Genomic DNA, 23030 nt, shown 5'->3' with positions numbered 1-23030 from the left:
CACCTGCCCGCGATCGCGCGCTGCGTAACGTACGACGTCCCGTCGTGACAGGCACGTCCGCATGGCGCGTCCGGAAACCACGCCGGCCTTCTTCGCGCGGCTGTTCGGCGAAGGCGAATCGCGCGAGCTGGCACTCGACCAGTTGGGCCAGGCGCTCGATGACGAGGCCCTGCTCTGGGTGGACCTGCTGGACCCACCGGTCGCGGTCCTCGACGCGGTATGGGAACACTGCGGCTTCCCGGAAGAGGCACGGCGCTTCATCGAAGAAGGCACCATGCCCGCGGCAGGACAGGACGGCGACCATTTCTGGGTGCGCTGCGTCGTGATCGACAAGGATGGCCAGGAAGATGCCCAGGGCACGCTGCTCATCTGCGTGGCCGGGCGCAACCGCGCGCTGTCGCTGCGTCGTCGGGCCATCCCGTTCCTGGAAGCGATGCGCGACGACGAGCACCGGCGCGTCGCGCTGGGGCGCCTGTGCGCGGAGAGCTTCGTGGCGACGCTGCTGGACCGCCAGCTGTCCACGTACTTCAATGCGGTCAGCAGCTACGAGATGGCCGTGGAGCGGCTGGAGGTGGACATCCTCGGCGACAAGGCCAGCGGCTGCCTGCCCGAACTGCGCCGCCTCAGGCGCTGGGCCTCGCGACTGCGGCGAATGCTGGCGCCGCATCGCAGCGTGTTCGGCGTGATGGCGCGCCCTGATTTCCGCCCCGACGAGAGCCAGCCGGCGGACCGCCACTTCGTTGCGCTCGACACCCGGTTCGAGCGCGCCATGGACATGGTGGAAAACGCACGCGAGCTGGTGATCGGCAGCTTCGAGTTGTTCAGCAACCAGACCGCGTTGCGCACCAATGACTCCATGCGCCTGCTCACGTTCGTCACCGTGGTCACCGGCGTCCTCGCCACCATCGTCGGTGCCCTGGGCATGAACTTCGCGGCCGGATTCTTCGAGACGCGGGACGCGGGCTTCTGGACCGTCCTGGGCGGACTGGTGATCGCCGCCGTGGTGTCGATGGTGGTCGGCAAGCGCCGCGGCTGGTTCTAGCGGGCGCGGACGAACGCGTCCTCCAGCAGGCGTGGCCGGCACGCCTGCCATGCCCCCAGCAGCATCACCACCACGCTCGCCGCCAGCATTGCGAATGGCCAGGCGAAACCGCCGCTGGCCTCGCGGAGGATGCCGAACAGCAGCGGCCCCAGACAGGCCAGCGTGTAGCCCAGGCCCTGGGTGAAGCCCGACAGGGCGGCGGATCCATCAGGCGTGCGCGTGCGCAGGTTGATCAGTGTCAGGCCCAGCGGGAAGGTGCAGCCGCCGATGCCGACCAGGGTCGCCCACAGCCACGGGGCCACCATCGGCGCCTGCCACAGGCCGTAGAAGCCGGCGAACTGCGCCAGGGCGCAGGCCAGCGCCATGGGGAAGCTGTTGCGCATGCGCACCGCGAGGCAGGGCACGACCAGGCCACCGAGCAGGCTGAAGCCGGTATAGAGCGCCACCATGGCGCCGCCGAAGGCGGGCGAGGCGCCGGCCTCGGTGAAGATCCGCGGCATCCAAGTGAACATGGCGTAGGTCGCCAGCGAGGTCATGCCGAACATCAGCGCCATGCCCCAGCCCAGCGCGGTGTGCCAGACGCGGTGGCGGGTCACCGGCGTGGAATCGAGGGCGGTGGCGCCGGCGGCGGGAATCGCGTCGTCGGCTGCGGCACTGGACGCGTCGCTGCCTGGTTCCGCCGCGGCGGACGGCAGGACCGGCGCCTGCGCCAGCCCGCGACGCAGCAGCACCAGCCAGGGCAGCATCGCGGCCACCGCGGCCAGGGTCCACGAGGCCATCGACAGCCGCCAGCCGAAGGCGTCCGCCAGTGGCACCGCCAGCAGCGCCGCCAGGATCGTGCCCGCCTGCAGGGCGGTGATGTAGACCACGCTGAGCGCGCCCACTCGGCCGGGGAACCAGCGCTTTACCAGCGGCGGCAGCACGACGTTGCCGATGCCCATGCCGGCCAGCGACACCAGCGAGCCGCCGATGAGCAGGCCGGTGCCGCCCGCGAGCGAGCGCAGGACCAGGCCCGCCGCCGCCAGCGCCATGGCCAGGAGCACCGTGCGCTCGAGCCCGAGGCGGCGGGCGATCGCGGGCGTGGCGGCGCCGAAGGCCGCGAAGGCCGCGGCCGGCAGCATGCCGATGACGCCCGCCATGGCGGCGCCGAAGCCGAACTCGCGGCCGACGACGTCCAGCAGCGGCGTGATCGAGGTGACCGCGGTGCGCAGGTTGAAGGCGGCGAGCGTGATGCCGGCGAGCGCGAGCAGCCAGCCGCGGGCATGCGTGCCGCCGGCGGACGTGGGGAAGGCCGGCATGGTCGGTCCTGGCGCCCGGGTCGCGCGCAAGCGGTGTGCGAAACGCAAAAAACCGGCCGCGGGGCCGGTTTCTGCGGGTCACCTTTTGGTCGGGGAGACAGGATTCGAACCTGCGACCTCTACGTCCCGAACGTAGCGCTCTACCAGACTGAGCTACACCCCGACAGGTGAGCTGCGCATTGTAATGACCCGGGGGCGGGGGAGGCAAGCACCCCCTGCGCAGGCGGCGGCGTGGCGGGTCGCTGCCGCTAGAATGACCGGCCCACCGCGGCCTCGCCCCGCACCGGAGACCGACCTTGATCAAGCCCCGCACGCCCCCGGGCGTCCTCGAGCTGCTCCCGCGCGAGCAGGTCGCCTTCCAGCGCATGCTCGACACCATCCGCCGCACATTCGAGGCCTACGGCTTCCTGCCGGTGGAGACGCCGGTGTTCGAGCTGTCGGAGGTGCTCCTGACCAAGACCGGCGGCGAGACCGAGCGCCAGGTGTATTTCGTGCAGTCCACCGGGGCGCTGGAGAAGGTCGCGGGCGGCGACGCCGGCGCGCTGCCGGAGATGGCGCTGCGCTTCGACCTGACCGTGCCGCTGGCGCGCTACGTGGCCGAGCACGAACACGACCTGGCGTTCCCGTTCCGCCGCTACCAGATGCAGCGCGTCTACCGCGGCGAACGCGCCCAGCGCGGGCGCTTCCGCGAGTTCTACCAGTGCGACATCGACGTGATCGGCAAGGACACGCTGTCGCCGCGCTTCGAGGCCGAGGTGCCGGCGGTGATCAACGCCGTGTTCGAGGCGCTGGGCATCGGCGAGTTCACCATCCAGCTCAACCACCGAAAGCTGCTGCGCGGCTTCTTCGCCGGCCAGGGCATCGGCGACGAGGCGCAACCGCTGGTGCTGCGCGAGATCGACAAGCTCGACAAGCGCGGCGAGGACGCAGTGCGCGCGACGCTGGAAGGCGAGGGCTTCGGCCTGGCGCCCGAGGTGGCCGAGCGCCTGCTGGCGTTCTCGCGCATCCGCTCCGAGGGCCATGACGACGCGCTGGCGAAGCTGGCCGCGCTGGGCGACGGCACGCCGCTGTTCGAAGAAGGCCGCGACGAGCTGCGCGCGCTGCTGGGTGCGCTCAAGGCCATGGGCGTGCCCGAGTCGCGCTATGCGATCAACCTGTCGATCGCGCGCGGGCTCGACTACTACACCGGCATGGTCTACGAGACCACGCTCACCGCGAACCCGGGCATCGGTTCGATCTGCTCCGGCGGCCGCTACGACGACCTGGCCGGGCACTACACGAAGTCGAAGCTTCCCGGCGTCGGCATCTCCATCGGCCTGACGCGCCTGTTCTGGCAGCTGCGCGAGGCCGGGCTGGTGCAGGCCGCGGAAAGCACGGTCGACGCGCTGGTGGCGCTGTTCGACGACACCGGCCTGGACGATGCGCTGGCGCTGTCGCAGCGCCTGCGCGCCGCCGGCCTCAACGTCGAGACCCAGCTGGAAGCGCGCAAGCTCGGCAAGCAGTTCCAGTACGCCGACCGCGCCGGCATCCGCCACGTGGTGGTGCGCGGCGAGGACGAGGTCGCGCGCGGCGTGGCGACCGTGAAGGACCTGCGCGGCGGCGAACAGTTCGAAGTGGCGCTCGACGGTCTGGCCGATTCGCTGCTGTCGCGGCGCGGAACGATCGCGCACGCGGCGACGGGCGAGGGCGCGGTCAGCGACGGCACGTCCAGGCCCACGTCCGACGGCGCTGCGGCGTCGTCCGGCCCCGATTCCAACGGAGGCACGCCATGAAGCCGGTCCTGCTCGACGGTCGTGCGCTGACGCGTCCGCAGCTGGTCGCCGTCGCCCACGGCGCCCAGGTGGCGCTGGACGAGGGCGCGCTGCAGGCCGTGGCCCGCGCCGCGGATTTCCTGGCCGAACAGGTCCGCCGCGAGGAGCCGATCTACGGCGTCTCCACCGGCTTCGGCAGCAATGCCGACAAGCTGCTCGGCGCGCATCCGCTGCGCGACGAGGTGCCGGGTGCGTCACCGTCGGGCCGCTCGCTGCACGCCGAGCTGCAGCGCAACCTGGTGATCACCCACGCCGTCTGCGTCGGCGAGCCGATGTCGGCGCCGGTGGTGCGGGCGATGATGTGCATCCGCCTCAACACCCTGCTGCGCGGGCATTCCGGCATCCGCGTGTCGACGCTGCAGGCGATGGCGGCGCTGCTCAACGCCGGCGTGGTGCCGGTGGTGCCGCAGCTGGGTTCGGTGGGCGCATCGGGCGACCTCGCGCCGCTGTCGCACCTGGCGATCGTGCTGCTGGGCGGCGGCGAGGCCTTCGTCGACGGCGAACGCCTGTCGGGTGCGGATGCGCTTGCGCGCGTGGGACTGGCGCCGGTCGAGCTGTCCTACAAGGAAGGCCTGGCGCTCAACAACGGCACCGCGCAGATGCTGGCGATGGGCGTGCTGGCGCTGGCGAAGCTGGAGGACCTGCTCGACACCGCCGACTTGGCCGCGGCGATGACCCTCGACGCCTTCGCCGGCCGCCTGGGCGCCTATGCCGAGGACGTGCACGCGCTGCGTCCGCACCCGGGCCAGGTGGCCGCCGCGGCGCAACTGCGCGCGCTGCTGGACGGCTCGACGCTGGCCGACATCGCCTACCACCTGGTGCCGCGCTTCCGGCCGTGGCTGCCGGGCAGCTGGGACGACGCGGACGCACAGGCGCTGCCCTTCGACATCGGCTGGGACTGGGTGCCCTCCAGCCAGCGCCACGGCCGCGAGAAGTTCTACCAGCGCTTCAAGCCTTTCCGCGGCGGCAAGAAGCACCAGCCGCAGGACAGCTACTCGCTGCGCTGCGTGCCGCAGGTGCACGGCGCAGTGCGCGATGCCGCGGCGCAGGCCGCGCGCGTGCTCGAGGTCGAGCTCAACGCGGTCACCGACAACCCGCTGGTGTTCCCGGACAAGTCGGCCGAGCACGTCGAGGAGCAGGTGATCTCCGCCGGCCACTTCCACGGCATGCCGCTGGCGCTGGCGATGAGCTACCTCAAGGCGGCGATCCCGGTGCTGGCCTCGATCAGCGAGCGCCGCCTCAACAAGCTGGTCGACCCGGCCACCAACGACGGCCTGCCGGCCTTCCTGATCGGCAACGAGGACGGCACCGAGTCGGGCTTCATGATCGTGCAGTACACCGCCGCGGCGATCGTCAACGACCTCGCCAGCCGCGCGCATCCGGCCAGCGTGTACTCGGTGCCGACCAGCGCGAACGCGGAAGACCACGTGTCGATGGGCGCCAACGAAGCACGCCACGTGCTGGCCATGGCCGAAGACCTCGGCAAGGTGCTGGGCCTTGAGCTCTACACCGCCGCCCAGGCCCTGGACCTGCGCCGCGACATGATCAACGCCGCGCGCGACCTGGCGCGGCGCGGCGACGCGGCGGCACTGGCGGCCAAGGTGTCGGGCGCGCCGGCCGCGGGTACGCCGGAGCATGCGCGCTTCATGGAGGAAGTCGAGGCCCTGCGCGTCGAGCTCGCGGGCAGCGAACCCTTCCATCCCGGCAGCGCTGTGGACGTCGCGCACGCGGTGATCCGCGGCCGCATCGACGGCATGGGCCGTGACCGGGCGATGGACGGCGACGTGGCCGAGGCCGTGCGCCTGGTCGGCGACGGCGTGCTGCTCGCGGCCGTGCGCGACGCGGGGCAGGGCGCTTGAACCTGCCCCTGCACCTGGGCTGGCCGGGTGCGCTGGAAGCGGGCCTGATCGCGCTGCTGGTCGGCCTGCTGGCCTTCGCGCTGTTCCACGCCATCGGCACGCGCGCGCGCTGGCCGCACGGCCACGCGATCGGCTGGTCCAGCCTGGTCGCGGTGGTGGTGGGCGCCGGCATCGATGCCTGGCACCTCTTCTACATGGGCGTGGTCAAGCTCGAGTCGCCGGTGTACGCGCGCATCGCGCTGTCGAAGATCCACGACCCCGACGGCCTCGGCATCCGCGTGCTGATGGAAGTCATCGGTGCGCTGTCCGGCGTCGCGCTGGGCTGGCTGCTGGCGGAGCGCCGCCGGGCCTGAAGCCCCTGGCCGGCGGCGGCGAGCGCCGCCGCTGCCGACTGGACCCGTCGCTCGTCACTCCTCACCTGTCACCGGCTGCCCGCCTGCGCGCGGATGCGGCCACGGGCGGCGATTGCCGCCATCCGCACGACGCTGCGTCGCCGACCCGCGCGCCCGCGGAGGCTTGCGCCGCCCTCCGGGCTGTGCATAATGTATTAACGCATTAATACATTGGTCCAAGTGAAGCAGCGTCCCGCCCCCGTGCCGAAGAAGGACACCGATGCCGGTTTCAAGGCATTGGCGAAGGCGCTGGCGTCCCTGCAGGACCCCGCCGAGGTCGCCGCGTTCCTGCGCGACCTGTGCACACCGGCCGAACTCGAGGCCATGACCGATCGCTGGCGCGTCGTGCCGCTGCTGCTCGAAGGCGTGCCCTACCGCGAGATCCACCAGCGCACCGGCGTCAGCGTGACCACCGTGGGCCGCGTCGCCCGCACCCTGGAGCACGGCGAGGGCGGCTATGCGGCCGCCGTCCGCGAGCAGTTCCCGCGCCTCCTCGACCGACACTGAAGGTCCCAACCATGAGTCCGATCTCCTCCGCGGCACCGCGCGAGCGGCTGCGCATCGCCATCCAGAAGTCCGGCCGCCTGGCCGAGCCCGCGCGTGCCCTGCTCGCGTCCTGCGGCCTGTCCTGGCGCGAGGGCCGTGACCGCCTGTTCTGCCACGGCGAATCGCTGCCGGTCGACCTGCTGCTGGTGCGCGACGACGACATCCCCGGCCTGATCGCCGAGGGCGTGTGCGACCTCGGCATCGTCGGGCGCAACGTGCTCGACGAGACCAACGCCGGACGCGAGGCGCTTGGCGCGGCCGCCGCGGCGCGCGAACTGCGGCCGCTCGGCTTCGGCGACTGCCGGCTCGACATCGCCATCCCCGACGGCGTCGAATGGACCGGCCCGACGCAGCTGTCCGGCCTGCGCATCGCGACCAGCTATCCGGGACTGCTGCGCCGCTGGCTGGACGGGCAGGGCATCGACGCCGGCGTGGTCACGCTGTCGGGCTCGGTCGAGATCGCGCCGCGGCTGGGGCAGGCGGACGCGGTCTGCGACCTGGTGTCGAGCGGCGCCACGCTGGCGGCCAACCGGCTGCGGCCGGTGCTGACGCTGCTGCGCAGCGAGGCGGTGCTGGCCGGTCCCCTGCGGGCCTTTGGCGACGCCCGCGACGAACTCGCGCAGATGCTGCAGCGGCGCATGGACGGGGTGCTGAAGATCCGCGACAGCCGCCTGCTGATGTTCCAGGCCACCCGCAGCGCGGTGCCGGGGCTGCTGGCGCTGCTGCCCGACGCCGAGCCGCCGACGGTGATGCAGGTGGACGGCAAGGACACGCTCGCGCTGCAGGCGCTGTGCCACGGCGCGATGAGCTGGCAGCGGCTGGAGGACCTGAAGCTGGCCGGCGCGCGTGGGCTGATGGTGCTGCCGATCGAGAGGACGCTGGCATGAAGCGGCTGGACTGGAACGCGCTGGATGCGGCAGGGCGCGCGGACGCACTGCGCCGGCCGGTGCAGGACACCGCGGCCGCGGTCGCCGCGACCGTGGCCGGGATCATCGATGCGGTGGCGGAAGGCGGCGATGCGGCGGTGCGCGAATTCGGCCGCAGGTTCGACGGCGTCGACCTCGACGATGCGCGCGTCGGCGAGGACGCGTTCGAGGCCGCGATGGCGTCGGTGCCGCCGGCGCTGCTCGCCGCGCTGCGCGCCGCGGCGTCGCGCATCGAGGCCTTCCACCGCGCCGGCATGCAGGCCGACTACGCGCTGGAGACCGCGCCCGGCGTGCGCTGCGCGCGCATGGCGCGGCCGGTCCGCCGCGTCGGCCTGTACGTGCCCGCCGGCAGCGCGCCTCTGCCGTCGACGGTGCTGATGCTGGGCGTGCCCGCGCGCCTGGCGAGCTGCCCCGAAGTGGTGATGTGCACGCCGCCGCGCGCCGACGGCAGCGTCGATCCGGTGGTGCTGGCGGCCGCGCGGCTGTGCGGGATCACCCGCGTGCATCGCGTCGGCGGCGCGCAGGCGATCGCGGCCATGGCCTGCGGCACCGACGCCATCCCGGCCTGCGACAAGCTGTTCGGGCCCGGCAACGCCTGGGTGACCGAGGCCAAGCGCCAGGTCGCGCAGCGCGGGTTCGCCTCGATCGACATGCCGGCCGGGCCGTCGGAGGTGCTGGTAATCGCGGACGCGGGCGCGAACCCCGACTGGGTCGCCGCCGACCTGCTGTCGCAGGCCGAGCACGGGCCGGACTCGCAGGTGCTGCTGCTGTCGGACAGCGATGCGCTGCTCGACGCCGTCGCCGTGGCGATCGAGGCCCAGCTTGCGGACCTGCCGCGCGCGGCGATCGCGCGCGAGGCGCTGTCGCGCTCGCGGCTGATCAGGGTGGACGGACTCGCGCAGGCCTTCGACGTCAGCAATGCGTACGCGCCCGAGCACCTGATTCTGGCGCTGCGCGAGCCGCGCGCCTGGCTGGAGCGCGTGCAGGCGGCGGGCTCGGTGTTCCTCGGCGACCACACACCGGAGGCCCTGGGCGACTACTGCAGCGGCACCAACCACGTGCTGCCCACCGCCGGCGCCGCGGCCGCGACCAGCGGCGTGTCGGTGGCGAGCTTCCAGACCTTCATCAGCGTGCAGGAGGCCACGGCGGCGGGCATCGCGGCCATCGGCCCGGACGCGCTGGCCATGGCCGACGCCGAGGGCCTCGGGGCGCACGCCAGCGCCGTGCGCCTGCGGCTGGAGCAGGCGGCATGAGCGCGCTCGCGCTGCTGCGTCCGGAGCTGCGCGGCTTCGCCGGCTACCGCTCCGCGCGCTCGGATACCGTCCGCGGCGAGGTCTGGCTCAACGCCAACGAATCCGCCTGGGCGAACGCCGCCGATCCCGCGGGGCGCTGCCGGCGCTATCCGGAGCCGCAGCCGGAAGCACTGCGCGCGGCGCTGGCGTCGCTCTACCGCTGCGCGCCGGAGCAGCTGCTCATCGGCCGCGGCAGCGACGAAGCGATCGACCTGCTGGTGCGCGCGCTGTGTCGCCCGGGCCAGGACGCCGTGCTGGTGACGCCGCCCGTGTTCGGCATGTACGCGGTCAGCGCGCGGCTGCAGGGCGCGCGCCTGGTGGAGGTGCCGCTGGAGGAGGCGGGCGGCGGCTTCGCGCTGGATCCGGAGGCCGTCATCGGCAAGGCGCTGCGCACCGGCGCGCGCATCGTGTTCCTGTGCTCGCCGTCGAATCCCACCGGCGGCCTGGTGCCGCACGCGGACATCGAAGCCATCGCCCGCGCGCTGGAGGGCCGAGCGCTGGTGGTGGTCGACGAGGCCTACATCGAATACGCGGACCAGCCTTCGGCGGTGGGCCTGCTGCCGCGCCTGCCCAACCTGGCGGTGCTGAGGACGCTGTCCAAGGCACATGCGCTCGCCGCCGCGCGCATCGGCTGCGTGATCGCGGACCCGGCCCTGGTGGCGGCGCTGCGCGCCTGCCAGGCGCCGTATCCGGTGCCCGGGCCGTGCGCGGCGCTGGCGTTGGCGGCGCTCGCGCCCGATGCGCTCGCGGCCACGCGCAAGCGCACCGCCGAGGTGGTCGCGGCCCGCGAACCGATGCGCACCGCGCTGGCCGCGCGGCCCGGCGTGCGCCGGGTGTATCCGTCGCAGGGCAACTTCCTGCTGGTGCGCTTCGAGGACGCCGGTGCGGCGCTGGCGGCGCTGCTGGCCGCAGGCGTCGTGGTGCGCGACCAGCGCGGGGCCGCGGGCCTCGACGATGCGCTGCGCATCACCCTGGGCACGGAGGCGGAGAACGCGCGCGTGCTGGCCGCGCTGTGGGCGCAGGAGGTGGCGGCATGACCCCGATCCTCTTCATCGACCGCGACGGCACCCTGATCGAGGAGCCCGACGACTTCCAGGTCGACGCCCTGCACAAGCTGCGCTTCTGCCGCGACGTGGTGCCGGCCCTGCTCAGGCTGCGCGACGCCGGCTACGCCTTCGTCATCGTCAGCAACCAGGACGGCCTGGGGACGCCGGCGTACCCGCAGGCGGATTTCGACGGTCCGCAGGCGCTGATGCTGCAGGTGCTCGAGAGCCAGGGCATCACCTTCCGCGACGTCCTCATCGACCGCAGCCTGCCGGAGGACAACGCGCCCACGCGCAAGCCCGGACTCGGGCTGGTGGTGCCGCTGCTGCGCGACCGCGGCATCGACTGGGCGCGGTCGGCGATGGTCGGCGACCGCGACACCGACCTCGAGTTCGCTGCCAACCTCGGCATCCGCGGCTTCAAGCTGCGCGGTCGCTTCGGCGGCGACTGGGACTGGCCGGCGATCGCGCACGCCCTGGTGGACGCACCGCGACAGGCGCGGGTGGAGCGCGTCACGCGCGAGACCCGCATCCGCGTCGAGCTCGACCTGGACGCAGCCGCGGCGCCGCGCATCCGCACCGGACTGGCCTTCTTCGACCACATGCTCGAGCAGATCGGCACCCACGGCGGCATCGCCCTGGCGATCGACGCCGACGGTGACCTGCACGTCGACGAGCACCACACCGTCGAGGACACCGCGCTGGCGCTGGGGCAGGCGCTGCGCGAAGCGCTGGGCGACAAGCGCGGCATCGGCCGCTACGGCTTCACCCTGCCGATGGACGATGCCCTGGCGAGCGCCGCGCTCGACTTCGGCGGACGGCCGTGGCTCGAGTTCAGCGGCAGCTTCCGCCGCGAGCGCGTGGGCGACCTGCCGACCGAGCTGGTGACGCACTTCTTCCGCTCGCTCTGCGACGCCGCCGCGCTCAACCTGCACCTCGAGGTGCGCGGCGAGAACGACCACCACCAGGTCGAGGCCTGCTTCAAGGCCTTCGCGCGCGCGCTGCGCCAGGCCGTCGCGCGCACTGGGCGCGACCTGCCCAGCACCAAGGGGGCCCTGTGAGCGCACCGGTCGCGGTGATCGACGCCGGCGGGGCCAACCTCGGCTCGGTGCGCTATGCGCTGGAGCGCCTGGGCGCGACGCCGCGCATCGTGCGCGATGCCGACGGCCTGCGCGGTGCCGCCCGGGTGATCCTGCCCGGGGTGGGCGCGGCAGCGCCGGCGATGCGCCTGCTGCGCGACGGGGGCTTTGCCGACGTACTGCCGGCGCTCGACGTCCCGCTGCTCGGCATCTGCCTCGGCATGCAGCTGCTGTTCCAGCGTTCGGAAGAGGGCGACGTGGAGGGCCTCGGGCTGCTGCCGGGCGTGGTCCGCCGCTTGGTGCCCGCGCCGGGACTGCGCGTGCCGCACATGGGCTGGAACCGCCTGCGCCTGCGGCGCCCCTCTCCCCTGATGGCGGGCATCGACGACGGCGCATGGGCCTACTTCGTGCATGGCTATGCGGTGGAGCCGGGCGCGGACTGCGTCGCCGAGGCGGAGCACGGGACGGCGCTGGGCGCCGTCGTCGAGCGCGGTCGCATCGCCGGCGCGCAGTTCCATCCCGAGCGCTCGGGCGCCACCGGCGCGCGCCTGCTGCGCAACTTCCTGGAGGCCGCATGAGCTTCACCGTGTATCCCGCGATCGACGTGCGCGAAGGACGCGTGGTGCGCCTGGCGCAGGGCGACTATGCGCGCGAATCGCGCTATCCCGCCGATCCGCTGGCGCAGGCGCTGGCCTATGCCGGCCAGGGGGCGCGCTGGCTGCACCTGGTCGACCTCGATGCCGCGCGCGCCGGCGGCTACACGCTGGCGCCGCTGCTGCGCGCCATCCGCGCCAACAGCGCGCTGCAGGCGCAGACCGGCGGCGGCGTCCGCCACGAGGACGACGTCGCCGCAATCCTCGATGCCGGGGCCGCGCGCGTGGTCGTGGGCTCGCTGGCCGTGCGCGAGCGCGAGCGCGTGGCCGGCTGGATCGAGCGCTTCGGCGCCGAGCGCATCGTGGTCGCGCTCGACGTGCGCCGCGGTGCCGACGGCGCGTGGCGTCCCGGGGTGCACGGATGGACGGAGGAGGGCAGGGAGCGGCTCGAGGAGCTTGCCGGCTTCTTTGCCGGTGCCGGCCTGCGCCACCTGCTGTGCACCGACATCGGGCGCGACGGCATGCTCGCCGGGCCCAACCTGGCGCTGTACGACACCCTGGGCGCCTGCGCCCCCGGGCTGCAGGTGCAGGCCAGCGGCGGCGCCCGCGACGCCGGCGACGTCGCGGCCGCGCGACGCGCCAGCTGCGCCGGCATCGTGCTCGGCAAGGCCCTGCTGGAAGGCCGGGTCGAGCTGGCGGAGGCGCTGGCCGCGGGGGCGCCCGCCACCGTCGGACGCGACGCCGGCTTCGGCGAGCCGCCATGCTGAGCCGGCGCATCATCCCCTGTCTCGACGTGCGCGACGGCCGCGTGGTCAAGGGCGTGCGCTTCCGCGACCACGTCGACGCCGGCGACATCGTCGAGCTCGCCACGCTGTACGCGCGCGAGGGCGCCGACGAACTGGTGTTCTACGACATCACCGCGAGCCCCGCGGGTCGCACCGTCGACGTCGCCTGGGTCGAACGCCTCGGGCGCCTGCTCGACATTCCGTTCTGCGTGGCCGGCGGCATCCGCAGTGTCGCCGACGCGCGCCGCGTGCTGCATGCCGGCGCCGACAAGGTGTCGGTCAACACGCCTGCGCTGGAACGTCCGGCGCTGGTGTCCGAACTCGCCGACGCCTTCGGCCGCCAGTGCGTGGTCGTGGGCATCGACTCGCTGCGCGACGACGACGGCCACTGGCGGGTCCGCAGCCACACCGGCGACGCCACCGCGATGCGCGCCAGCGGCCGTGCCACCCTCGACTGGATCGGGGACGTGCAGGCGCTGGGCGCGGGCGAGATCGTCCTCAACTGCATGGGCAGCGACGGCGTGCGTGCCGGCTACGACATCGCGCAGCTGCGAGCCGCGCGAGCGCACTGCGAAGTGCCGCTGGTGGCGTCCGGAGGCGCGGGCGCGGCCGAGCACTTCTCCGAGGTGTTCGAAGAGGCGGACGTCGACGGTGCGCTCGCCGCGAGCGTCTTCCACTCCGGAGAGGTCCGGATTCCCCTGCTCAAGCGCGGGCTGCGTGCCCGCGGGATCGAGGTGCGCGATGACTGAGCCGCTCGTGATGCCGGCGCTGGACTGGGACAAGCAGGGCGGCCTGGTGCCGGCCGTGGTCCAGGACGCGGCGAGCCATCGCGTGCTGATGCTGGGCTACATGAGTCCGGAATCGCTGGAGCGCACGCTCTCCACCGGCCTGGCCACGTTTCACAGCCGCAGCCGGCAGCGGCTCTGGACCAAGGGCGAGACCAGCGGCCACCACCTGCGCGTGGTCGCGCTGGAGGCCGACTGCGACGCCGACGCACTGCTGCTGCGCGTGGTTCCTGAGGGACCCACCTGCCACCTTGGCCGCACCAGCTGCTTCCCCGGCGCCGCCGGCAGCGCACTGGGCGCGCTGGATGCCGTGGTCGCCGCACGCGCACGCACGATGCCCGAAGGCCGCTACACGACGAGGCTGCTGGCCGCGGGTGTGCGTCGCGTGGCGCAGAAGGTCGGCGAGGAGGGCGTGGAGACCGCGCTTGCGGCGGTCGCCCAGGACGACGAGGCGCTGCTGGGCGAGGCCGCCGACCTGGCCTACCACCTGCTGGTGCTGCTGCGCGCCCGCGGGCTGGGCCTGGCCGACGTCGAGCGCGTACTGGCCGACCGCGCGGCCTGAGGCGCCGACGCGTCGCCGCGCGCGGGCGCCGACCGGTCAGGCCGCCGAAATCGAGGTGCGCACGCAGTCGCGGCCGTTGGCCTTGGCCGCGTACAGCGCCTGGTCGGCCACCTGCAGCGCGTCCTCGATGTCGTCCACGGTGCCCGGCACCACCGTGTGCACACCGACGCTCGCCGATACCCGGACCGGCGGGCCGTGCTGCGACTCGCATGGCGAGTCGGCGATGGCGCGGCGCACCGCCTCGGCCACCGCCACCGCGGCGTGCAGGTCGGTGCCTGGCAGCACGATCACGAACTCCTCGCCGCCGAAGCGGGCCAGCAGCGCCTCGCGGGGCCGCAGCGCCATGCCGATGCGCTGCGCGGCGGCGCGCAGTACGTCGTCGCCCACCAGGTGGCCGTGCTCGTCGTTGATCGACTTGAAGTGGTCCAGGTCGACCATGAGCAGCGACAGCGGGCGCCGCTCCCGGTTGCACTCCAGCAGCAGGCCTTCGAAGGCGTCGTGGAAGTGGCTGCGGTTGTAGAGGCCGGTGAGGCCGTCGAGCCGGCTGGACTCGTGCAGGCGCGCGTGCGCCTGCTCCAGTTGCGCGAGGGTGCCGCGCAGTTCCTGGGTGCGCTCCGCGACCTCGCGCTCCAGCCGGACGTTGGCCTCGCGCACGATGCGCCCGTTCTCGTTGCGCAGCGCGGCATACCGGTAGCTGAGCGCCACCGACAGGAACAGCATCTCCAGCGCCGAGCCCAGCTGCACGCCGTACTCGGTGAAGAAGTTCTTGGGGATCACGCCGAAGGCCACCAGCGTGTAGATCGCGGTGCCGGCGAGGAACATCGCCCACGAGAGCAGGAACAGCCGCGCTGGCGCGTAGCGCTTGCGCACCGAGTCGATGCTGGCCACGGTGATCCAGACGATGCTGGCCAGCACCGCCAGCGACACCGCCGGCGTGATCAGGCGGTAGGGCACGAACACCGCGGCGATGCCGAAGCAGACGAAGGCGACGATCGCGACGATGCTGACGCGGTTGCCCAGCGGCCAGCGTTCGTGCAGGCCGAGGAACACGCGCGCGAACTGGTGCATGCCGATCAGGGCCAGGCTGATCGACAGCGGCACCGATTTGTCGGCCAGCCAGGTGTTGTCGGGCCAGAGGTACTCGAAGCCCAGGCCGTTGAGGCAGAACAGCACCAGGCCGAAGGCGCCGATGTGGAACAGGTACCAGAAGTAGCTGGCGTCGCGCAGCACCAGCCACAGCACCAGGTTGTAGAAGAACAGCGCGACCAGGATGCCGTAGTAGAGGCCGATCGCGAACTGCGCGTCGCGCGAGAGCTCGGTGAACGCGCCCGGCGTGTACAGCACCAGCGGCAGCTGCATGGAGCTCTGGCTCTGCACCCGCAGCAGGATGTCGACCGGCTGGCCGGCGGGCAGGTCGAGCAGGAAGTTCGGATGCCGGTAGCGGATCGCGCGCTGGCCGAAGGGCAGGGTGTCGCCCCCGGCATGGTGGACCACGCGGCCGTCGGGGTAGCGCAGGTAGAGGTCGAGGTGGTCGCTGAGCGGATAGGTCTGCACCAGCAGCCAGCGCGGCTCGTCCGCATCGCGGTTGAGCACGCGGGCATGCACCCAGAAGGCGCCGTCCTGGAAGCCGAAGGCCGGGTTGCTGCCCGGCAGCGGCGCGAAGGCCTCGGTGCCGATCCGTGCCCATGCGTCGTGGACCGTGTCGCGGCCGTCGGCGTCATGGAAGAAGGTGACATGCGGCGAGAGCGCCAGTTCGCCGGTGCCCGGCGACAGTTCGATCACGCCGGCCCTGGCGGAGCCGGATGCCGACAGCAGCGCAGCGAAGACGAGCGCGATCCAGGCCATCCAGGGCCTTGCAACGATCATCCTGACGTCCCCTCAGATGCGTCCACGGCACCCCGTCCGGCCACAGCCCAACCAATCATATGCCTGCCGGCAACCCAAGGGACAACGCGATGGGGCACGATATGCGGCCATTCCCCGCGTTGCGGAGCCACGATGCCCCAGTCCCTGCGCGTCTTCTGCATGCTGTGCCTGCTGGCGGCGGCCGGAACGGCCGGAGCGGCCCGGTGGGAAGGACGGGTGTTCCACGACATGGACGGCAACGGCGTCGCGGATCCGGGCGAGCCCGGGGTGGCCGGCGTCGTGGTCTCCGATGGCCGCACGCTGGCGCGCACCGGCGCCGACGGCCGCTACCGGTTCGACGCCCGCGACGACGCGCCGGTGTTCGTGGTCAAGCCGGCCGGCTGGCATCTGCCGGCGCGCGCGGACGGACTGCCCGCGACGTGGCATGCGCCGCGGGCCGGCGGACGCGAGGACGGCGACTTCGCGCTGCAGCGCCGGTCGATGCGGCGCGACGGCGCGCTGTCGGTCCTCGTCTTCGCCGACCCGCAGGTGAAGTCGCTGGCCGACGTCGACTACTACGCGCGCGACATCGTCGATCCGCTGGCCGCCGCCGGTGGCCGCGAGGCCGACCTCGGCATCAGCCTGGGCGACATCGTCGACGACGTCGCCGCGCTCTATCCCGACGTCAACGCGGTCACGACGCGCCTGCGCGTGCCCTGGCTGCACGTGCCTGGCAACCATGACGTCGATCCCGGCGTGCGCGACGACGATGCGTCGCTGGCCGCCTTCCGCGCCAGCTACGGCCCCGACACCTTCGCCTGGGAGGAGGATGCGGCGACCTTCCTGATGCTCGACGACGTCGTGATGCAGCCGGGCGGGCGGCCGGCCTACGTGGGCGGGCTGCGCGAGGACCAGTTCGCCTTCCTCGAGGCCTGGCTGCCGACGCTGCCGAAGGACCGGCTGCTGGTGCTGGGCGTGCACATCCCGCTGTTCGACACCGCCGCGCCTGGGCGGCCCGCCACCTTCCGCGCCGCCGACCGCGAGCGCCTGTTCGCGCTGCTGGCCGACGTCCCGAAGCTGCTGGTGCTGAGCGGCCATCGGCATACGCAGCGCCATTACCGGCACGGGCCTGCGGATGGCTGGCGAGGCGACGAGCCGCTGCACGAGTTCAACGTCGGTGCGGCGAGCGGCGCCTTCTGGTCCGGTGCACCGGACGCGGAAGGCATCCCCGACGCGACCATGGCCGACGGCACGCCCAACGGCCACGCGCTGCTGGAGGTCGACGCCGATGGCCGCTACCGCCTGTCCTGGCATCCGGCGCGGCGGCCGCAGGGCGACCCGGCGCGCACGGATGCGATGCACCTGCATGCGCCGCGCGTGCTGCGCCGGGGCGCGTATCCCGCCTGGGCGGTGTACGCCAACGTCTACATGGGCGAGGCCGACACCCGCGTGGAGTACCGCATCGGCGACGGCGAATGGACCGCGATGCAGCGCGTGGAGCGTCCGGACCCGTGGCTTGCGGCCGAGAATGCGCGCGACGACGCGGCCGTCGCGCTGCGCGGCTACGACCGCTCGCCCGAAGCCGAGCCGTCCCTGCACCTGTGGCGCGGCGCGCTGCCGACCGACCGCGACGCCGGCGAGCATGCCGTGGAGGTCAGGGCCTTCGACCGCTGGCACGGCGAGCAGCGCGCCGGGACGCGCTATCGCCTGCAGGACCGGGAAGAGACTCGCGGGCCGGCACCGCACCCGTAGCCCTGCCTGCGGGAGCGGCTACAGCCGCGACCGGCCGCCCGAATCGTCCATGGCGTCGCGCTACGGCTCGATCGCGTCGAAGCTGTCCACGCGCGGGTGCCCGTTGCACTCGTCAGCGCCGCGCGGCTGCGGGTAGTCCTCGAGGCGGTCGACCAGTACCGTGCGCATGCCGGCGTCGCGCGCGGCGTCGAGTTCGGCGACCACGTCGGAGAGGAAGAGGACCGCGCCCGGGTCGACGCCCAGCGCCGATGCGATCCGCGCGTAGCTTGCCGCCTCGCGCTTGCCGCCGACCTCGGTGTCGAAGAAGGCCTCGAACAGCGGCAGCATGTCGCCGGCATCGGAATGGCCGAAGAACATCCGCTGCGCCGGCACCGAGCCCGACGAGTACACCGCCAGCCGGTGGCCGCCCGCGTGCCAGCGGCGCAGGCCCTCGACCGCATCGGGATACACGTGCGCGGTGAAGTCCGCGCGCCGGTAGCCGTCGGTCCAGATCATGCCCTGCAGCGCCTTGAGCGCGGTGTGCTTGCGATCCTCGTCGATCCAGCCCTGCAGCACCTCGACGATCACCGCGTCGTCGCACACCGCCCCGTGCTCCGTCGCCACCTGGTCCAGCCAGCGCCGAACGTCCGGCTCGTGGCCGCGCTCGCGCACGAACCGCGGCAGCTCGCGCCGCGCATACGGAAACAGCACCTCGCGCACGAACGAGATGCTTCCGGCGGTGCCTTCGATGTCGGTCAGGATGGTGGTTGTCATAAGAGCTCTTTTGCCACGGATGAACGCGGATGACGCGAATCTACACGGATAAAGCACTTGCTTTTGTAGGAGCAGCTACAGCTGCGACCTTCGGCGACTGGTGGCTGGTGGCTGGTGGTTGGCGGTTTGAGGCTGGCGACTGGCTGCAGGTCGCAGCTGTAGCTGCTCCTACAGGCGTTTTCACGCATGACGGCTTCTGCTCTATCCGTGTGAATCCGCGTCATCCGCGTTCATCCGTGGCAAGAGCTTCTGACTTCCGTCAGCGCGCGGACTTCTCGTAGCGCGGGAAGCGCTGGGCGATGTCGGTGCCGGTGAAGTGGCCGACCCAGCCGTCGGGCTGCTGGAAGAAGCGGATGGCGACGAATTCGGGCTCGGGGCCCATGTCGAACCAGTGCGTGGTGCCGTCGGGCACCGCGATCAGGTCGTCCTTCACGCACTCGATCTCGTACACGCGGTCGCCCACGTGCAGGGTGAACAGGCCGGAGCCGGCGACGAAGAAACGGACCTCGTCTTCCTTGTGGAAGTGCTCGTCGAGGAAGGTGCGGCGCATGTCCTCGCGCTTCGGGTGATCCGGCGCGATGCTGACCACGTCGACCGTGGTGAAGCCGCGCTCGGCGCTGATGCGCGCGATGTCGTCGGCATAGGCGGCCAGCACCTCGTCCTGCGAGGCGCCGGCGGCGACCGGCTGGCTGGCCTGCCAGCGCTCGAAGGTGACGCCGATGGCGCCCAGTTCGCGCGCGATGGCGTCGCCATCGCGGGTGTCCAGCAGCGCGGTGCCGGGGGCGTCGTCGGCGAAGATGCGCAGGCGGCTCATGGCGGTCTCCAGTCAGTGGCCGGCGGTGAGCCGGCGCAGCTCCAGCTCGCAGTCGAGCAGGAATTCGAAGGCGTCGAGGTGGCGGCGCGCCTCGGCCATGTCGCGGCCCCAGGCATAGAGGCCGTGGCCGTCGATCAGGTAGCCCCACAGCGGCCCGCGGTCGAACAGGGCGTCGACCTGGGCGGCGAGCGTGGACATGTCCTGCGAGTTCGGCAGGACCGGCACGTCGACCGCGGCCTCGTGGGTGTCATTGCCGCGGAAGGCCTTGAGCAGCTCGTAGCCCTCCAGGCGCACGTGGCCGGCGCCGGCGAACAGCCGCGAGGCGATCGTCTGCGCGCGCGAATGCGTATGCAGCACGCAGCCGATGTCGGGGAAGCGCGCGTAGAGCTGCGTGTGTAGCAGGGTCTCGGCCGAAGGCCGGTGGTCGCTGCCGACGGCGCGGCCGTCCATGTCGACGACCATGATGTCGCCTTCGCGCAGCTTGCCCTTGTCGCGTCCGGACACGGTGATGGCCGCATGGGCGTCGTCGAGCCGGTGCGAGAAATTGCTGCTCGTCGCCGGCGTCCACCCGAGGGCCGCCAGCTCACGCACGTTGACGATGATCTCCCCGGCCAGCTCGCGCAGCCGGTGGACGTCATAAGGCACTGTCTCGCTCATGGCCGGATTCTACCGCTGTGGGAGGCGCCGGGGCACCGCGAGAAGCTTTTTGCCACGGATTTGCGCGGATGACGCGGATTTACACGGATAAGGCAAAAGCATCCTGGAAGGTGGAGCCCTCCCTGTAGGAGCAGCTATAGCTGCGACATGAGCTTCGCCACCATGGGTCGCAGCTTTAGCTGCTCCTACACAGGAGCAACAAGGGCTTCTGCTCTATCCGTGTGAATCGGCGTCATCCGCGCAAATCCGTGGCTGAAGCTTTTCCCTTCCTCACCCGACCGCCGGCTTCCTCCGGCCGAAGCCGCGATAGGCGGCCAGGGCGAGGAGGGCGATGATGACGGCGCCGATCAGGGTGTCGATCGGGGTCGACCAGACCAGGAGGCCGCAGGCGACGAGTGCGCCCATGCCCAGCAGGCGGTCGGAGGTGGAGGCCGGGCGCGCCGGGCTGCCCAGCAGCAGGCTCAGGCCGGCGGCCACGTAGGCCATGACCACCAGCGTCACCGCCATGTTGATGATCACTTCGAACTGAGAGGACACCGAGTCCGACAGGGTGGTGAGCGCGATCAGGGTCATCGCCAGCACGATCAGCAGCAGGCCGGTGGACGCGGCGCCGTTGCGGCGGACGCGGCCGAACACCGCCGGCAGGAAGCCGCGCTGGGCGGCGCGCGCGCCGGATTCACCGGTGACCATCATCCAGCCGCCCAGGGTGCCGGTGGCCTTGAGCGCGGCCGCCGCGGCGATCACCGGGATCGCCCATTCACCGAACATGCGCCCGGCCACCAGTGCGAACGGCGCGCTCGAGCCGGCCAGTTCCTGAACCGGCACGATGCCCATCATCAGCACCGACGAGGTCAGGTAGACCACGCCTGCCAGCAGGATGCCGCCCAGCGTCGCGATCGGCACGTTGCGCTCCGGATCGCGGACCACGCCGGCCACCATCGCGCCGGTCTCCAGGCCGATGAAGGCCCAGAACACCACCGCCAGCGAGCCGAAGGCCACCATCGCGTCGGATTCGCCGCTGACGTTCCAGCCGGCGCCGAACAGCTCCGGGTTGAAGTGGGTCCAGCCCGCCACCAGGATCGCGGCCACCGGCAGCAGCCCGAACACCACGCAGAACGACTGGAAGCGGGCGATGCTGCGCGGTCCCAGCAGGTTGAGCCCGAACATCGCCCAGATCAGCAGCACCTGGCCGGCCAGGCGCACGCCCAGCGTGTCCTCGATCGGCAGCAGGATGATCAGGTAGCCGAAGGCCGCCACCGCGATGGCGTTGTTGCCGATCCACGACGACAGCCAGTAGAGGGTCGAGGCGAGGAAGCCCATGTCGCGGCCCAGCGAGGGGCGCACGTAGTCGTCTGGCGAGGTCAGGTCGGGATGCTGGCGGGCGATGCGCGCGAAGGCCGCGCCCAGCGCCACCGCCAGCAGGGTGCCGAGCAGCCACGACAGCGCGGTCACCGTGCCGGACTTGGCGAGAGTGGCCGGCAGCAGGAAGAAGCCGGAGCCGATCATGTTGTTGGCGACCATGAAGGTCGCCAGCACCGGGCCGATCTTCCGGACGGCGGTGGTGGTGGACATCGCGTGGATCCCCTGGTCGGCGTCAGCGCGCCTTGTTGAGCTTGCTGTTCCGGTAGCCGTAGCCGAAGTAGATCACCTGCCCCAGCAGGGTCCACAGCACGAAGATCAGCCAGTGCTCCATGAACGACTGGAAGAACAGGAACAGGCATGCGATCACGCCCAGCGGGCAGATCAGCCAGAACATCGGCACCCGGAAGGGGCGGGTGAGGTCGGGGCGCGTGTAGCGCAGCACGAACACGCCCAGGCAGACCGTCGCGAAGGCGATCAGCGTGCCCATCGAGACCAGCTCGCCGAGCACGCTCAGCGGCATGAAGCCGGCCAGCAGGCAGGCCAGCCCGCCGACCACGATCGTGCCGACGTAGGGCGTCTGGTGCTTCGGATGCACCTTGCCGAACATCTTCGGCATCAGGCCGTCGCGCGACATCGAATAGAAGATGCGCGGCTGCGCCATCAGCATCACCAGGATCACCGAGGACAGGCCGGCGATCGCGCCGATCTCCACCGCGGTCTTGAGCCAGCCGAGGTTGGCGCCCGGGTCGGCGCGCATGGCCAGCTCAAGGGCGGTCGCGACCGGCTTGGCGGTGTCGAGCTCGCGATACGGCGCCATGCCGATCAGCACCGCGCAGACGGCGATGTAGACCAGGGTGCAGACCACCAGCGAGCCGAGGATGCCGATCGGCATGTCGCGCTGCGGGTTCTTGGCTTCGCCGGCCGCGGTCGAGACCGCGTCGAAGCCGATGTAGGCGAAGAACACGATGGTCGCCGCGCGGAACACGCCGTCCATGCCGAAGCGGCCGGGGCCCTCGTTCGCGGGAATGAACGGCGTGAAGTTGGCCGGATCGATGTACTGCATGCCGAAGCCGAGGAAGGCCGCGATCACCGCCACCTTGATCGCCACCACGATGCCGTTGACGAAGGCCGACTGGGTGATGCCGACGTAGCACAGGCCACTGACCGCCGCGACGATCGCCACCGCCGGCAGGTTGATCACGCCGGCAGTGCGCACGAAGCCCGAGCCGTCCCAGGTGATCGGCGCCGAGGCCAGTTCGGCCGGGAACGGCAGCCCGAGCGTGGTGGTGAGGAAGCTGACCAGGTAGCCCGACCAGCCCACCGCCACCGTGCTGGATGCGAACAGGTACTCCAGCACCAGGCACCATCCGATGAACCAGGCGACGTATTCACCCAGCGTGGCGTAGGAGTAGGAATAGGCGCTGCCGGAGACCGGCATCATCGCCGCGAACTCGGCGTAGCAGAGGCCGGCGAAGGCGCAGGCAAGTCCCGCGAGCACGAAGCTCAGCATGATCGCCGGGCCGGCGTGGTTGGCGGCGGCCTGGCCGGTGAGCACGAAGATGCCCGCGCCGATCACCGCGCCCACGCCCAGCAGCACCAGGTGGCGCGCGGTCAGCGTGCGCTTGAGGGTGGCTTCGCCCTGCAGGCTGCCCTCGACGGGTTCGCCGGCATCGACGTGCGGAGCCGGCTCGACCGGCTTGACCCTCATCAGCGCTTTCAGCATCCGCGGCTTCTCCCCTCGTTGGTCTGTTGCCGCGGCATGCCTTCCCCTCGGCCGTGCCGCGATGGATGGCGCGACGCGCCACGGCCGCCGTACCTTGCCAAAGCGCCGGAC

20 protein-coding genes, 1 tRNA gene and 1 pseudogene are annotated in these 23030 nt (G+C 72.0%); 14 read left to right on the top strand and 8 right to left on the bottom strand.

Annotated features, from left to right (window positions below):
• Positions 1-61: 61 nt before the first annotated feature.
• A complete protein-coding gene (locus tag H9645_RS02910; protein ID WP_191728213.1) occupies positions 62-1042 on the top strand; it encodes a magnesium transporter CorA family protein in 981 nt (326 codons plus the stop codon).
• Here the strand turns inward: H9645_RS02910 and H9645_RS02905 are convergent.
• Complete coding sequence (locus H9645_RS02905; protein WP_191728212.1) at positions 1039-2340, bottom strand: MFS transporter; 1302 nt, start codon at positions 2338-2340, stop codon at positions 1039-1041. The genes H9645_RS02910 and H9645_RS02905 overlap by 4 nt on opposite strands.
• 86 nt (positions 2341-2426) lie before the next feature.
• A tRNA-Pro gene (locus H9645_RS02900) sits at positions 2427-2503 on the bottom strand.
• Positions 2504-2636: 133 nt separating this feature from the next.
• On the opposite strand from H9645_RS02900, the pseudogene hisS reads away from it, so the two are divergent.
• From hisS to hisIE, 12 genes and pseudogenes are all read left to right on the top strand, one after another.
• Positions 2637-3983, top strand: a pseudogene (hisS, locus tag H9645_RS02895) (histidine--tRNA ligase); the annotation flags it as partial.
• A gap of 125 nt (positions 3984-4108) precedes the next feature.
• A complete protein-coding gene (locus H9645_RS02890) occupies positions 4109-6010 on the top strand; it encodes an HAL/PAL/TAL family ammonia-lyase (protein ID WP_191728210.1) in 1902 nt (633 codons plus the stop codon).
• Positions 6007-6363 (top strand): hypothetical protein, encoded by a 357-nt coding sequence (locus H9645_RS02885; protein WP_191728209.1) that lies wholly within the window; start codon positions 6007-6009, stop codon positions 6361-6363. The genes H9645_RS02890 and H9645_RS02885 overlap by 4 nt, the downstream gene beginning before the upstream one ends.
• Before the next feature lie 219 nt (positions 6364-6582).
• Complete coding sequence (locus tag H9645_RS02880) at positions 6583-6909, top strand: YerC/YecD family TrpR-related protein (RefSeq protein ID WP_191728208.1); 327 nt, start codon at positions 6583-6585, stop codon at positions 6907-6909.
• Positions 6910-6920: 11 nt separating this feature from the next.
• A complete protein-coding gene (gene hisG, locus H9645_RS02875; protein ID WP_191728207.1) occupies positions 6921-7835 on the top strand; it encodes an ATP phosphoribosyltransferase in 915 nt (304 codons plus the stop codon).
• Positions 7832-9127 (top strand): histidinol dehydrogenase, encoded by a 1296-nt coding sequence (gene hisD, locus H9645_RS02870; RefSeq protein ID WP_191728206.1) that lies wholly within the window; start codon positions 7832-7834, stop codon positions 9125-9127. The genes hisG and hisD overlap by 4 nt, the downstream gene beginning before the upstream one ends.
• Entirely contained in the window at positions 9124-10203 is a 1080-nt protein-coding gene (gene hisC, locus H9645_RS02865) for a histidinol-phosphate transaminase (RefSeq protein WP_191728205.1), read from the top strand. The genes hisD and hisC overlap by 4 nt, the downstream gene beginning before the upstream one ends.
• Entirely contained in the window at positions 10200-11270 is a 1071-nt protein-coding gene (gene hisB / locus H9645_RS02860; protein ID WP_191728204.1) for a bifunctional histidinol-phosphatase/imidazoleglycerol-phosphate dehydratase HisB, read from the top strand. Before hisC ends, hisB begins: the two co-directional genes overlap by 4 nt.
• Positions 11267-11866, top strand: coding sequence for an imidazole glycerol phosphate synthase subunit HisH (gene hisH, locus H9645_RS02855; protein ID WP_191728203.1), 600 nt, complete (start codon positions 11267-11269; stop codon positions 11864-11866). Before hisB ends, hisH begins: the two co-directional genes overlap by 4 nt.
• The gene (locus H9645_RS02850; RefSeq protein ID WP_191728202.1) at positions 11863-12648 is read left to right on the top strand and encodes a HisA/HisF-related TIM barrel protein; all 786 of its coding nucleotides are present in this window, start codon (positions 11863-11865) and stop codon (positions 12646-12648) included. Before hisH ends, H9645_RS02850 begins: the two co-directional genes overlap by 4 nt.
• On the top strand, positions 12642-13415 hold the full coding sequence (hisF, locus tag H9645_RS02845) for an imidazole glycerol phosphate synthase subunit HisF (RefSeq protein WP_191728201.1): 774 nt from the start codon (positions 12642-12644) through the stop codon (positions 13413-13415). The genes H9645_RS02850 and hisF overlap by 7 nt, the downstream gene beginning before the upstream one ends.
• Positions 13408-14013: a bifunctional phosphoribosyl-AMP cyclohydrolase/phosphoribosyl-ATP diphosphatase HisIE gene (hisIE, locus tag H9645_RS02840; RefSeq protein ID WP_191728200.1), complete on the top strand. Its 606-nt coding sequence runs from the start codon at positions 13408-13410 to the stop codon at positions 14011-14013. The genes hisF and hisIE overlap by 8 nt, the downstream gene beginning before the upstream one ends.
• A 36-nt stretch (positions 14014-14049) precedes the next feature.
• Here hisIE and H9645_RS02835 read toward each other — a convergent pair whose 3' ends face one another.
• On the bottom strand, positions 14050-15879 hold the full coding sequence (locus H9645_RS02835) for a sensor domain-containing diguanylate cyclase (RefSeq protein WP_191728199.1): 1830 nt from the start codon (positions 15877-15879) through the stop codon (positions 14050-14052).
• 132 nt (positions 15880-16011) lie between these two features.
• Between H9645_RS02835 and H9645_RS02830 the strand changes: the two genes are divergently transcribed.
• Positions 16012-17610: a calcineurin-like phosphoesterase C-terminal domain-containing protein gene (locus H9645_RS02830; RefSeq protein WP_191728198.1), complete on the top strand. Its 1599-nt coding sequence runs from the start codon at positions 16012-16014 to the stop codon at positions 17608-17610.
• A gap of 60 nt (positions 17611-17670) precedes the next feature.
• On the opposite strand, the gene mtnC is transcribed toward H9645_RS02830, so the two are convergent.
• The 5 genes from mtnC to H9645_RS02805 all read right to left on the bottom strand — a co-directional run bounded on the left by mtnC (position 17671) and on the right by H9645_RS02805 (position 22919).
• The gene (gene mtnC / locus H9645_RS02825) at positions 17671-18363 is read right to left on the bottom strand and encodes an acireductone synthase (protein ID WP_191728197.1); all 693 of its coding nucleotides are present in this window, start codon (positions 18361-18363) and stop codon (positions 17671-17673) included.
• A gap of 259 nt (positions 18364-18622) precedes the next feature.
• Positions 18623-19177, bottom strand: a complete 555-nt coding sequence (locus tag H9645_RS02820; protein WP_191728196.1) for a 1,2-dihydroxy-3-keto-5-methylthiopentene dioxygenase — start codon at positions 19175-19177, stop codon at positions 18623-18625.
• 12 nt (positions 19178-19189) lie between these two features.
• Positions 19190-19834: a methylthioribulose 1-phosphate dehydratase gene (locus H9645_RS02815; protein ID WP_191728195.1), complete on the bottom strand. Its 645-nt coding sequence runs from the start codon at positions 19832-19834 to the stop codon at positions 19190-19192.
• 270 nt (positions 19835-20104) lie between these two features.
• Complete coding sequence (locus H9645_RS02810; RefSeq protein WP_191728194.1) at positions 20105-21406, bottom strand: amino acid permease; 1302 nt, start codon at positions 21404-21406, stop codon at positions 20105-20107.
• A 22-nt stretch (positions 21407-21428) separates the two neighbouring features.
• A complete protein-coding gene (locus H9645_RS02805) occupies positions 21429-22919 on the bottom strand; it encodes an amino acid permease (protein ID WP_191728193.1) in 1491 nt (496 codons plus the stop codon).
• Positions 22920-23030 lie beyond the last annotated feature (111 nt).

Origin of the sequence: Luteimonas colneyensis (genome assembly GCF_014836665.1) — a bacterium.
GTDB classification, from domain to species: Bacteria; Pseudomonadota; Gammaproteobacteria; order Xanthomonadales; family Xanthomonadaceae; genus Luteimonas; species Luteimonas colneyensis.
This window is presented reverse-complemented; position numbering and strand designations above follow the sequence as displayed.